Annotated in this window: 9 protein-coding genes; 3 read left to right on the top strand and 6 right to left on the bottom strand. The window is 53.8% G+C overall.

All coding sequences use genetic code 11. From position 1 onward, the window contains the following. Positions 1 to 245: 245 nt before the first annotated feature. Positions 246 to 2,921, bottom strand: coding sequence for a flagellar filament outer layer protein FlaA (locus ACP5OT_RS16895; protein ID WP_424677092.1), 2,676 nt, complete (start codon positions 2,919 to 2,921; stop codon positions 246 to 248). Between the two features lie 172 nt (positions 2,922 to 3,093). Beyond that, the gene (locus ACP5OT_RS16890) at positions 3,094 to 4,653 is read right to left on the bottom strand and encodes a hypothetical protein (protein WP_428132809.1); all 1,560 of its coding nucleotides are present in this window, start codon (positions 4,651 to 4,653) and stop codon (positions 3,094 to 3,096) included. Positions 4,654 to 4,895: 242 nt separating this feature from the next. On the opposite strand from ACP5OT_RS16890, the gene ACP5OT_RS16885 reads away from it, so the two are divergent. Next, positions 4,896 to 5,981: an STAS domain-containing protein gene (locus ACP5OT_RS16885; protein ID WP_428112979.1), complete on the top strand. Its 1,086-nt coding sequence runs from the start codon at positions 4,896 to 4,898 to the stop codon at positions 5,979 to 5,981. A gap of 83 nt (positions 5,982 to 6,064) precedes the next feature. Here the strand turns inward: ACP5OT_RS16885 and ACP5OT_RS16880 are convergent, their stop codons facing one another. Genes ACP5OT_RS16880 through ACP5OT_RS16870 form a run of 3 tightly spaced genes read right to left on the bottom strand, consistent with a single transcriptional unit; the run spans position 6,065 to position 9,060 of the window. After that, positions 6,065 to 7,042 carry an electron transfer flavoprotein subunit alpha/FixB family protein gene (locus ACP5OT_RS16880; RefSeq protein ID WP_424677089.1) on the bottom strand — a complete coding sequence of 326 codons (978 nt, stop codon included), beginning with the start codon at positions 7,040 to 7,042 and terminating at the stop codon, positions 6,065 to 6,067. A 19-nt stretch (positions 7,043 to 7,061) separates the two neighbouring features. Then, positions 7,062 to 7,841: an electron transfer flavoprotein subunit beta/FixA family protein gene (locus ACP5OT_RS16875; RefSeq protein ID WP_424677088.1), complete on the bottom strand. Its 780-nt coding sequence runs from the start codon at positions 7,839 to 7,841 to the stop codon at positions 7,062 to 7,064. A 52-nt stretch (positions 7,842 to 7,893) separates the two neighbouring features. Next, the gene (locus ACP5OT_RS16870; RefSeq protein WP_424677087.1) at positions 7,894 to 9,060 is read right to left on the bottom strand and encodes an STAS domain-containing protein; all 1,167 of its coding nucleotides are present in this window, start codon (positions 9,058 to 9,060) and stop codon (positions 7,894 to 7,896) included. Between the two features lie 154 nt (positions 9,061 to 9,214). Between ACP5OT_RS16870 and argG the strand changes: the two genes are divergently transcribed. Together argG and ACP5OT_RS16860 are read left to right on the top strand one after the other, a co-directional pair. Further along, positions 9,215 to 10,564, top strand: coding sequence for an argininosuccinate synthase (gene argG / locus ACP5OT_RS16865; protein WP_424677086.1), 1,350 nt, complete (start codon positions 9,215 to 9,217; stop codon positions 10,562 to 10,564). A 66-nt stretch (positions 10,565 to 10,630) separates the two neighbouring features. Beyond that, positions 10,631 to 11,884, top strand: coding sequence for a PQQ-dependent sugar dehydrogenase (locus ACP5OT_RS16860; protein ID WP_424677085.1), 1,254 nt, complete (start codon positions 10,631 to 10,633; stop codon positions 11,882 to 11,884). 2 nt (positions 11,885 to 11,886) lie between these two features. On the opposite strand, the gene ACP5OT_RS16855 is transcribed toward ACP5OT_RS16860, so the two are convergent. Further along, a complete protein-coding gene (locus ACP5OT_RS16855) occupies positions 11,887 to 12,630 on the bottom strand; it encodes an EI24 domain-containing protein (protein ID WP_424677084.1) in 744 nt (247 codons plus the stop codon). Positions 12,631 to 12,644: the final 14 nt, after the last annotated feature.

Genomic DNA, 12,644 nt, shown 5'->3' with positions numbered 1-12,644 from the left:
AGGGGATGATGCGTAGCGCTTGCTATGACCAGGCCCGGCGGCCCCCTCTTTGCACCTCCACCATTGTCATTGCGCGCGCAGCGAGCAATCTTTACCATCCCCGTCAGCGAAAAAACGCCTGTGACACTACGAGCTGACATAAGCAGTCCAAACAGAGAACGTGCCCTCAATGGCACATGTTCTTAGTAGGAACGGTCTACTATCAAGGGCATCGATAGTTTTTGCACTATAACCCTACCCACACCCTACGGGCCATATCGCCAGCGCACGTAGTGCTGACCTACATTCCCCATTTCAACCCGCCAGTTGGGATCGTTATCAGGGGTATAGGTCAAGACACGTCGTTCAAACGCCTGCATGAGAACATCCTTCTCAACACCACCAACTTTGACCCGCGTCCAGTATGGCTCACTGATCGGTAGACCCATGACAAAGATCCAATCAATGATCTGGCGTGTAACGTACCGTCCATTTTCGAGCACTACGCCTTGCTGCGCGAAGTAGTCGAGAAAGACTTGGGGGATGTTGTGACCGAGCGTAGCTTCGTAGCTACCAATCCGGACATCGTAGCGGGCGAGATCGGGCCGGTCAACGACGGTGCCATCACGATTGAGAAAAGCGGTCACTACCTGACCGTTCCGGTCGGATGCGCGGGCCGAGTTAACCGGAAAAGCAACGCTGCGGAGCGTGGCATATGTCGGTGCATTCGGATTCACGCTTGCCGGATCACCTGCTACGGCTTCCGTCGCCGGTGTACGATCTTCAAACTGTGTATCACCAAGCTGGATTCGACCGGTGAGCATCTCAACGACTAACAAACCATTGGTTACATACCATTGGTCGCGTGGTGCATTAGGATTGTTGATCTCCATACGGCTCTTGTCGAAATACTGAACAAGCCGACTACCACCGGGGCTTTGCGCATAAGGCTCCCGCATCGCACCGCTGATCGGTTGTGGCCCCCAGATCCACGAACGCGGACGCAACCCAGGCGCACCACCGGCGACCGGTTGATCGGTTCGTTGCCAAACGTTACGCATCGCATCATCGGCAAAGGCACCATTGGATGGAACAAAACCGCTACCGGTTGATGGCTGCGATGGCGGCTGCACCGATGCGGTTCCCGGCTGATAGACCAAATAGATCGGACTTGGCCCGACATTGAGGGTCAATATACCTCCCGGTGCCGCCTGTCGTCGCTCACCGCCATCACGATCAATAATCGTGACTTCGGTATCGGCACTCGGTATGCGTACTTGGCCATTATCAACAGCCCATACGACTTCGACCACACCGCGATCGGCGGCAAAACGGGCTGCATAAGCTTCCGGCCCGCTGTAACCGATGAGGTCATCGAGATAGACGACACCTTCTCCGGTTCGGCTATCAGGGTCATCATCGATCACTATCGCCTGCAAAGTAATGTCACCGTCAAGCCGACCGTTCACAAAACGAATCTGGTTTCCCGGCTCGACCGGCCCAGTGATCGCTGTCACTAATTGCTGCCAACCGGTAGGGCCGATCTTGCCTAGGCGGTATTGGAGGATCTCACCTTGCGTGTCACGCAGTTGGACTTTAAGATCGAAGCTGCTACCATCTCCATACACCCATAACCCGATCTGACTGGTACCGGCAGGAAAGGTAATTGCCTCACGTGGTGTGAAGCTCACGTAATCATTACCACCGGTAGTAAAGCGATAACGCACTTCAACGGCACCGCCGCCGCTGTGCGTTTGCCCGCTACTCTGGACAATTGAGCCGTTACCGGGCGGAAATGTTTGCCAGGCAATGGCCCGCTCGAAATCAAACGCCATCCGCTGATCACTCAACCGTCGTAAGCCGAGCGGCTGTCGACCACCTACCTGTTGGTTCAGCGTGCGGAAGGCATGAAAAGCCGGTTTGAACTGACTATAATCGGCTTGACCACTGCCGTAGCGCAACAGACCGTAGGCGTTGTACGGGACACCGTTCCGCAATTGCATATCTTTGAAGCGGTACATGATCACCCGCTCGACACCGGCCTGGCGCAGCATTGCCATCGCCCGAATCAAATAATTAGCCTGTGTTTCCGGGTCTATCCTCTGTTCGCCGGTGCGGTCGGTCGGACTATCTGCCCAGCCGAACTCGGTAACCCAGATCGGTTTAGGGCCAAGCCGAGCGGCTAGCGTCTGAATCGCACCTATTCCAACCGTATCAATCGATCCGGCTTCAGGGCCAAGCGGATCGGTGTATGGATGAAGTGCGATAACATCAAACGATCCCCATGCACCATTCTCAGCAATAGCTTGCAGAAATGAACCGGCCGGTTCAGGTGAGACAATTCCGGCTGCCAGCACCGTCGCACCCGGATCAGCACCTTTGATCGCCGGATAGACTGTGCGTAGTAGGGCCGCATACGCCGCCGGATTAGGAGACGGTCGCCAGTAGACCGGGTTGTCCGGTTCATTCCAGACCTGCCAATAGCGCACACGATCCTTATAGCGATTGACAACGGTCGCAGCAAAGTTGGCGAAGAGTTGTGGATCAGGCGGGTAGAAGCTTCCTTGCTCTGGCGGAATATAATCGTCCGCCGGATCAGGCGTACCCCAACCGACTGCCGGGTTGAGCAGGCCGATAATGTTGATTCCGCGTTGCACCAATTCATTCACCGCTCGGTCGGTAAATGTCCAATCAAATTGACCGGGACGCGGTTCGATGCGACCCCACTGAAATTCCTCACGGACCCAACCCATTCCACTTTGGGCAATCACATCGGCGGGCCGGTTCAGTGAGTCGGGAAATGGATAGCTGGCCGCAATATGGGTATTGGCCCCAAATACGGAAGGACTAGCCGATTGCACCACGGGCACTGGCGACGACCAAGTGTTCAAGAAGAGTACGACAAAGATGATACATAGGCCGAGATGACGGTCATAACGCATACACGCACACTCCCTCACTAGACCAATTGTTCCGACAACCTTAGTCTACCATCTTGAAGGATCAACGTCGGTAACAGATTTGCAGAATCTCAGGCCGATAGGAGTTGAAAAAGAAGAAGGGCAGACCACTCGGCGGCTGCCCTGAACGATGAGATAACCGTTTACGAGGCGTCTACCGTAGCACTAACGGGATCATTACCATCACCGGTTCTGGCAAGTCAATCGGTAAAGCGTAGACCAATGACGGTAACCCGGCCGCATCGATAAAACGCACATACAGCATCGGCGCATGAGTAAATGTGGAGAGCACCAACTCATTGGGTAATGGCAGCACAATTTCAGAGCGGTAGGGTAGGCGCAGCGGATTGACAAAGTCGCGACGGGTACTCACTTCGACGGCTTGTGTTTCCGGTGGTGCTTGGACATGAACCATCAGCGTTTGCTCTTGAATGAATGCCGGTGCTAGTCTGTAGACAGGCGCCACACCCAAGCCACTAATCGTGAACGTCTGTTTGATCGGGGCTGAGACGTTGCCTACCAGATTCACAGCGCGAAACTCAACAACATGCTCGCCGTCGTACAGCGGTAACTCAACCTGAACAACCTCGCGGGTCTGATCAAACGCACCATCAACCGGTAGCGCAAGCTGCCAATCACTGTCCCCAACCCGATACTCTACCGACTGGATTGGATTAATGCTGACGTCAGGCTGTACTGGCGAGGGATAACCCAGATCACGAACCATCAACTCAACCATCGGACGATGGCTGAGCGTTTGCCCAGTAGCGGTAAGCGTGATCGTCGGCGTCGTATCGAGCACATCAATCACGCCATCACCATCGCTATCACGATAACCGAGCTGCGCCCGCGCCGATACGTCAACCGCGCCGATAGTAAAGCTGGTGATCAGCTCGCGCATGATGCTAGGCTCGTTAGTACCGCAGTTGTTGAACATACTGTTGGTCGTCGGTGCAAACAGATAGCCGCTGCGCAGATCACAGCTCACATTTGCCGAACTGTACTGATCGAGTGCGCCGAAGAGATGGGCAAATTCGTGGGCGATAACGGCACGCAGCCACCGAGTCGTGTACGGGCCACCATCGGATGTGATGACGCTAAATGGGCCGTTGAGGTAGGCATAGGCAAAACGACCATCAGCAAAGTAGCCATCATCACGGGCACTATTGACAATAAAGATGGTCGTCGCCCAATCGGCGCCACGTTGATCGCGTAGATCAAAGGCAGCGCTGTACGCTTGCTCAATATAGTTCCCCCCTTCGTAGCCCCATGCCCGCAACACATCACTAATCCAGAGACCTTCTTGCGCAATGCCATAGCGAATCGGTTCGTAGTTGGTCGGCACCGTCTGAACGACCAGGTCAAACGCTAACCGGGCAGCAGGCAATCGCTCGCGCCACCAGTCGAGAGCGGCTTGCGTTTCGCTCACAACCTGCTCGATCTGATCAGGAGTCCAATTCTCATCCGACGGATCGATCAGCCCATTGCTTTCAGGCAACACTAACCGCACGGCCACCCGACCGGCGAGGTACTGGCTCGGTAAGCGGAGATCTTCGTCGGTAGCAAATGCGAGAGTCGCTGGTGGTGGTGCGATCAGAACATCATTCGGCGGCAGGGCAAGCTCAGGTGTTGTGATCGGCGGAGTCGCGTGGATCAAGGCTACCGGTGTTATGCTTAAGCAAAGCAGCATGCTGAGAAGAAGTTTGGTACGCATAGCGGCCTCGCTCGGCTAAAGTGAGAGAAGAGGCAAAGCCGGTTTCTATCTGTACTGTAGCCAAGCAAGACCGTTTTGTAGAGAGACGAAGGAGTCCCGTTGTAGATTGACAAAAGGGATTAGACAATCACGACAATAGGTAGGAGCAGCGTACTAATACCTTTTCCATCAAAGCAATGTTCTCAATTGTGATGGAAATGAATACAATAACAAATACCGGTCGCTATAACACAGGAGGTTATATGCGTTCGATGATCGCATGGCTGACGAACATTTGTGGTACCGACGAAGATGATCTTCGGCGTGGTCGTACAACCGTTATTGTTGCTTTCGTCATGATCTGTTTAGCAGTACTGGCAATTCCCCTCACATTTTCCGGCAGCAACCTGCTCATTTCACTCGTTATTATTATCATCAGTATTACCGCATATCTCATCACCATTGCGATCACTCGCCGTGGGTACATTGGCATAGGTAGTTTGGTATTAATCGCATTTATTACTCTCCCGATACTAACACCAATCGTTATCCAAAGCTCACCGACCAGCCCGCTTACATCACCTTTTTACCTCGTCTTATCTATCCTCGTTGCCGGTCTGACGGTACGTCCGGTATTTATTTGGCTAGTTTTGGTAGCAAATATTGTCGGTCTCTTTGTAGCGTGGACTATTGCCAATACACCAATTTTTATCGATCAACTACAAACTTCCCTTATCCTTGCTGCGCTCTTTTTACAGGTTGGTACTGCATGGTTTACATTTATCGGTGGACAGATTACCGACAACGCCCTCAAAGAAGCCCGTCGGTTGAGCAATGAAGCACGACAAAACGCTGCTCGACTGGCCGAACTCAACACCACCCTCGAATTGCAAGTCGAACAACGCACGAAGGCATTACAAATCGCGTTGCGCGACCTAGAACAACGAACGGCCGAACAAGCTCGCTTACTCGCCGAAAATGAACAGCAGCGTCAAGTCATCCGGGAGCTTAGTGTTCCGGTACTACCGGTAAACAATACGACGCTCGTCATGCCCTTGATCGGCGCACTCGATACAGCCCGAATCGTCAACATGCAGCAACAAGCACTCAACCAGATTGAGCACACTAATGCGCGCGAGCTGATCATCGATGTTACCGGTGTACCGGTGATCGATTCTCAAGTAGCTAAAGGATTACTGCAATTGGTCGAAGCAGCTCGATTGATGGGGACGCAGGTGATATTAGTTGGGATTCGGCCTGAAGTAGCCCAGACGCTCGTAACACTAGGGATCGATCTCCACCATATTCGCACATATAGCACATTGCAGGCGGCACTGGCGAAACGATAGGTTCACCCAAGCGTAGAGCCGTGCGTTGATCACCCTCTATCGAACACCGCACGGCTCCCGACATACAATAACCTTCAGTTTACTTAACGATTCAGCCGCCGCTTCACCTCTTCCGTAAGCAACGGCAGGATTTCATTGACATCACCGACCACGCCAAAGGTAGCAATGCGGAAAATCGGCGCCTCAGGGTCTTTGTTGATCGCCACAATCGTGCGACTCGTCCGCATACCGGCCAGGTGCTGAATTGCTCCACTCACACCGGCTGCGATATACAGTTTGGGGCTTACCGTCTTACCAGTTTGACCAACTTGGTGCTCGTAAGGAACCCAACCATCATCGACAATGGCCCGTGAAGCCCCATATGCACCACCAAGTGCCTCGGCCAACGGCGGAATGAGGCGATAGTAGTTATCTTTGTTCCCCAAACCGCGACCACCGGTGACAATAATTGCCGCATCGGTGAGATTGACGGCTCCGGCCTTCGGTACCACCGATAACACCTCGGTACGCGGGGTAAGATCGGAGATGGTAAGTTCGGTAATTGGTGAACTGCGGTCGGGTTGCGCAGTTGCTTCCGGGAAACTCTGCTTCCGCACCAGCGCCACTACCGGCTTACTGGTAGCAAACCGATAGGTATTGATCACATTCCCACCGTGTGAAGGTCGGGTTGCTTGGATTGCGCCATCGACCACTTGCAGATCGATCGCGTCAACCACCAGACCGGCATTGAGATCGGTTGCCAGTGCTGCACCAAAATCGCGCATCTGGAAACTGCTACCGGCCAAAATAAGTGCCGGATTACACGCCTGCACTGCGGCCATTGCGGCTGCGACGTATCCATCGGTAGTATAGTGAGCCAGCACCGGCGCCTGTACCGTATAGACCTGATCGGCGCCGAAAGCACCGGCCTGCGCCGCGACAGATGTCGTCGGACCAATCGCCAGTGCAGCCAATCGGCCACCCAACGTGTCGGCCAATTGCCGGCCTTTGCCGAGCAATTCGCGTGAAATGGCGGCCAAATCAGTACCAACGGCTTCGAGAATGACTAATACGCCGCTCATAATCTGCTCCTTCCCGCGCTTAAATCACCTGATACTCCATTAGCTTATCGACCAGCTTGCGCACCTTCGTAGCGGCATCAGGGCCATCGATGATTTCACCTTTCGGACGCGGTGGCGGCGGTACCCGTGCAGCCAGTTGCGCCACCGGGGTTATATCGACAGCACTCAACCCCAGATCGGCGGCCGTCCAAACCGGTGGCTCGACTTTGGCAACCCGCTTGATCTTGAGCAGTGAGGGATAGCGCGGCTCATTGATATCCTTCACCACCGACATGACTGCCGGCAGGCGACAAGCAACCGTTTCGATCACACTTTCGAGATGGCGTTCCACCTTGATCGTGCCACCCGGCTGGAGTTCGAGCACCTTACCAACATAGGTCAACTGTGGCCAGCCTAATAAACGCGCCAGTGCAGGCGCAAACGCGCCACTTTCGTCGTCGGTGCTATTACGGCCGGTGATGACGAGATCAACATCGCCCAACTTACGGATCGCCGCCGCCGCAACACGTGCAGAAGCGATGGTATCAAGGTTCATAAACGTCGGGTCACTAAGCAACAGCGCATCGGTGGCACCCATTGCCAACGCCCGCCGCAATTGCTCAACCCATTCGGTAGTCCCAATCGACAAAGCGGTCATCTTGCCGCCGTGCTGTTCGTTCCAGCGAATGCCCTCTTCGAGCGCGTATTCGTCAAAGAGGTTGATGATCTTCTCGATTCCCTCGGCATCAATCGTCAGATCCGGTCGGATCTTGACCGAATTATCGCGAGGGACCTGTTTTAGACACACAACGATGTGCATGATGGCCTCCTTCGTACCAACGAACGGTAACGCACTGCATTATAACAGAGTGTTAGCTTACGAGACTCAGGGCCGAGGGAATATCACGGGCATACCGAAATAAACCGATGGGTAATTCGGTGAAAGCGAGCGCCTGTTCTGGCCGGACACCAACGAGGATAGCGGTTGCTCCTAACAATTGCGCACCACGTCCAACTCTTATGAGCGTCTGTGTTGTCGCTTCGTCAACTGCTGCTAGTCCATGAACATCGATCACCACCGCTCGTGCTCGTCGTTGCTGAATTGCATTAAGGACAGTCTGCTCAAGCTGAGCACTTCGCTCGGCATCAAGATACCCAACGAGTGGTAAAAAGATCGTGTGCGGACCGAGGGCCGTTATCGGTAAGCTTAAGGCCCGAATAGTCGCCTGCAATTGCACTTCGCGCTCGAGCTGTGCCTGCTGGGTCTGCAATGCAGCGGTTAATTGTTGTTGGCGGTGATAATTGGTGTCGATCAGATGCTGAAACGCATCACGCAATCGCTGGAGCTGATTAATCGGGCTGATTTGACTAAGCACACCATAGCTATCGGATGTTGTCAATCGTTCGGCATCGATGGTGAGGCGATCAACACTCTTCCCAACTTGCCAGATCAGCGAAACGGCTAAGCTAAGAGCAATTGCGATTGATATACTGACAATGGTAGCTGCAATCCAGAAACCTTCATTAATAATGCGCTCAAGGGCAGCAATTCGCGCTAGATACTGCACTTCATATTCACGTTGTGCACCGATTGTCAGACTATGAATGGCACGAATGTTACGATGATAATCAACACTTTGCAGCAGCTCTTGGGCACGCTGACGATCACCACGATCAAGGAACGTCAGGGCGGCATCATGCTGGGCAATCATCGTTTCAACACGCGCCACAAGTTCGAGTTCGATAAAACCTTCATGGATTGAAGTATATTCCCGAAAAAAGCGTTGCGCTTCTGTGCGAATCTGCTCGAGCTCACGCCGACTCAACTGATAACCGTTGACAAGTTCGCTCACATAATATTGTTCGAGTAAGATGATCGATTCGCCTTGCGCTACTTCAACCAGATTACGGGCACTTCGATCAACTGCATCAACTGCCTCAGCCACTCGTCGCTGTGAATAGAGAGCAATCCCACTAATGATCGCTAACGCCACTAGCAGTGGAGAAAGTGAAACGAGAAGGCGTACACGTAGATCCATAATACTCACTCATTTGATAAACCAATTGTCTCTACTGGTCATTGTACCATTGCTTCCTGTGGCGGTGTACAATCACGCCGATAAGAACTTCCCTGCTATAATACGGCAGACACGGACCAACACTATTTGGTATAAACGAGAAAAGAGCAACACTATGGCAAAGATTTTGCAGCACCTACCGGTCGGTGAGAAGATCGGGATCGCGTTTTCCGGCGGTCTCGACACCAGTGCCGCTATTCACTGGATGCGGGCAAAAGGTGCAATTCCCTACGCTTACACCGCAAATCTCGGTCAGCCCGACGAACCTGACTATGAAGATATTCCGCGGCGGGCACTGCTGTATGGCGCCGAGGCGGCACGACTGATCGATTGCCGTCACCAACTCGTTGCCGAAGGGTTGGCAGCACTACAATGTGGAGCCTTCCACATCTCAACCGCCGGTCTGCCGTACTTTAACACCACCCCCCTCGGTCGTGCCGTTACCGGAACGATGCTGGTTGCGGCAATGCGTGAAGATGGCGTCAATATTTGGGGTGATGGTAGTACCTACAAAGGAAATGACATCGAACGTTTCTATCGTTATGGGTTGCTCGTCAACCCCAATCTGCGCATCTATAAGCCGTGGCTCGATCAGGCGTTTATTGATGAGCTGGGTGGGCGCGCTGAGATGTCGGCGTACTTGAGCCGAGCCGGACTAGAGTATCGCATGCCGGCCGAAAAGGCGTACTCGACCGACTCGAACATTCTTGGTGCTACTCACGAAGCCAAGGACCTCGAGTTTCTCAACCGCAATATCACGATTGTCAATCCGATTATGGGAGTCGCGTTTTGGCGACCAGAAGTGCAGATCGAGTACGAAGAGGTGCGGATTACCTTTGAAGAAGGGTTCCCGGTCGCAATTAACGGGACTACCTTCCGCGATCACGTTGAGTTGATGCTCGAAGCCAACCGGATCGGGGGCCGGCACGGTCTGGGTATGAGCGATCAGATCGAAAACCGGATTATCGAAGCGAAGAGCCGTGGTATCTATGAAGCACCGGGAATGGCACTGCTCTTTATCGCTTACGAACGGCTGGTTACCGGTATTCACAACGAAGATACTATCGACCAATACCGTGAGTACGGACGCAAATTGGGACGGTTGCTATACGCCGGACGTTGGTTTGACCCGCAGGCGATGATGATCCGTGAGTCGCTGCAACGTTGGGTAGCCCGCCTCATTACCGGTGAGGTAACTATCGGTTTGCGACGAGGTAACGACTATTCGATCCTCGATACCAGTTCACCGAATTTGACGTATGACCCCAGCCGGTTAACAATGGAGAAGGGGGAAGCCAGTTTTACCCCCCAAGATCGGATCGGTCAGTTGCATATGCGCAACAATGATATTGCCGATACACGTAAGAAGTTGTTGGTGTACTTGCGTACCGGCTTACTCGGCGAGAGTGGCGTGTTGCCCCAACTCACCCCACCGAGTGATGAGAGCACGACGACGCAAGAGTAAAATGGAGGTTCACCCTTGTCGCGGCGTTGTACCACGACGCCGCGAATACCAAACCGGGCCTGACAGATGAAGCGTATCCCGATAATCCTCATTGTGGCTGGAGCAATCGCACTCCTCACCATTGCCTGGACGCAACCTGCACAGAATCTTTTTTTACCGCTAATCAGCCGTCTACCGGTTATTCCACCGGCAGACGAAGTGGCGGCCCGTCTCCAAGTGGCCGAAGGCTACGTCGTCCGTTTGTATACCGGCGGGCTCAGCCGACCACGCCTGATGGCAATAGGACCTGATGGCGCACTGTATGTCGCCGAGCGAGGCGCGAACCGGATTGTACGACTGGTCGATAGAGATAGTGATGGGTATGCCGACACGCCACAACCGGTTGTGATCAATCTGACAGGGGTACATAGTCTCGAATGGTACGCGGGTGATCTGTACGCCGCGGGTAATGCAACGGTTTGGCGATTGCGTGATGTGAACGGTGATGGGCAATGGAGTGTCGATGAAATTGTCGCAGTAGTGACAGATTTACCTAATGATGGCGGTCATTCAACCCGCACCGCACGGATCGGGCCGGATGGAATGCTCTACGTATCGGTCGGCTCAAAGTGTAACATTACCGTCAACTGTAGCGAAGGCGACCCTCGCCGGGCCGCTATCCTTCGTTATACGCTCGATGGGGGTATTCCCACCGACAATCCCTTTGCCAATGACCCTGATCCGCGTCGCCGCGTAGTGTGGGCTGAAGGGTTGCGCAACAGCGTTGATTTCATCTTCTTGCCTGACGGTCGGTTATGGGCGACCCACAACGGTAGCGATGGTTTGGGGAATGATCTGCCACCAGAAGAGGTGGTGATTGAGGTTGAACGTGGCAAACACTACGGCTGGCCCTACTGCTACACCGCCGAGCTGGGTCCGGTACCTCCCAACGCGCAAGAGGTTCGTGACACCCGCGTTCCGCTTGATGCAGCGTTTACCGGCTGCGAACAAGCAACACCAGCTCTTTTCACCGATGCAGCTCACTCGGCGCCGTTGGGGATTGATCGGTTGGCGAATGGCGATGTGTTGATCGCCTACCATGGCTCGTGGAATGCTGATGAAACGCCGCGTGATTGCCGCATGCAACGGATTCGCGTCACCGAGGGACGGCCAGTCTCGGCAGAGCCATTCTTGACCGGCTTCCGTGATAATCCGCAACAGGAATGTGGCAGTGCATGGGGCCGACCGGCCGGAGTCACAGTTGCCCCGGACGGGACGATCTTTGTCTCAGATGATAAAAACGGGCATATTTATCGGATCGTACCGGTTGGTAGTCAGTAATGCTACGAGGTTGCCGGTTCGGTTGCAGCCACATCGCAGTAAAAAAGCGTGCCGGCAGTAATACAGATGGGCACGGCCAGCAAGTTGAGCAACGGAATACTCACCAGCCCTAAACAGATCAACCCAAATCCGGCACTGGCCGGCAAATGACGGCCGATGAAACCGAGCTTCGCACGGAACGCTAATCGTCGTCGTTCGAGTGGAGGATCAAAAAAGTCAAGACAAGCAATCGTTACCCCAAGTGCTATGCCGATTATCGTCGCCAGCACTGAGCCAATACCGGGGAGAACGTTGAGCAACAGTGCTGGGAGACCGATTGTCACCGTCAGCAGGAGCTTTTTTATTTCAAAGAGCAAAGCGCCTCCTAGATCACGAACGATATGAGCGGGCGTCATTTGAGGTGCGGTGAGCATGACACCTCGGAGCCGTTCTTCGAGTACTTCAGAAAGCCGACTGTAAAAAGGCGAACCGAGTACAACACCAAAACGCACCAGCAGATAGCCCAACCCGATGAAGAGAGTGACTACCAAGATACCACGTAGCACCCATGCAATCCACCCCGGCCAATCGGCGACAAGTGTATCGATAGCGTGAAATCCGGCCAGCATCAAGGTCGTATAGAGCATGACCCCGACAAGAAGATTCAGACCAATCGGAATGGCAACATAGCGCCACAATCGCGGTTGACCGATAAGGAGACGAAGGGCGCGCCAAGGATAGCTAAACCCGATGAACAACCCTCGCATACACAACCCAATCG

This window comes from Chloroflexus sp., assembly GCF_049970315.1.
GTDB lineage: Bacteria > Chloroflexota > Chloroflexia > Chloroflexales > Chloroflexaceae > Chloroflexus.
This window is presented reverse-complemented; position numbering and strand designations above follow the sequence as displayed.

What these genes read in the sequence shown, in the direction of transcription:
- ACP5OT_RS16895 (WP_424677092.1), bottom strand. Translation starts at nt 2,921, where the DNA reads ATGCGTTATGACCGTCATCTCGGCCTATGTATCATCTTTGTCGTACTC.
- ACP5OT_RS16890 (WP_428132809.1), bottom strand. Translation starts at nt 4,653, where the DNA reads ATGCGTACCAAACTTCTTCTCAGCATGCTGCTTTGCTTAAGCATAACA.
- ACP5OT_RS16885 (WP_428112979.1), top strand. Translation starts at nt 4,896, where the DNA reads ATGCGTTCGATGATCGCATGGCTGACGAACATTTGTGGTACCGACGAA.
- ACP5OT_RS16880 (WP_424677089.1), bottom strand. Translation starts at nt 7,042, where the DNA reads ATGAGCGGCGTATTAGTCATTCTCGAAGCCGTTGGTACTGATTTGGCC.
- ACP5OT_RS16875 (WP_424677088.1), bottom strand. Translation starts at nt 7,841, where the DNA reads ATGCACATCGTTGTGTGTCTAAAACAGGTCCCTCGCGATAATTCGGTC.
- ACP5OT_RS16870 (WP_424677087.1), bottom strand. Translation starts at nt 9,060, where the DNA reads ATGGATCTACGTGTACGCCTTCTCGTTTCACTTTCTCCACTGCTAGTG.
- argG (WP_424677086.1), top strand. Translation starts at nt 9,215, where the DNA reads ATGGCAAAGATTTTGCAGCACCTACCGGTCGGTGAGAAGATCGGGATC.
- ACP5OT_RS16860 (WP_424677085.1), top strand. Translation starts at nt 10,631, where the DNA reads ATGAAGCGTATCCCGATAATCCTCATTGTGGCTGGAGCAATCGCACTC.
- ACP5OT_RS16855 (WP_424677084.1), bottom strand. Translation starts at nt 12,630, where the DNA reads ATGCGAGGGTTGTTCATCGGGTTTAGCTATCCTTGGCGCGCCCTTCGT.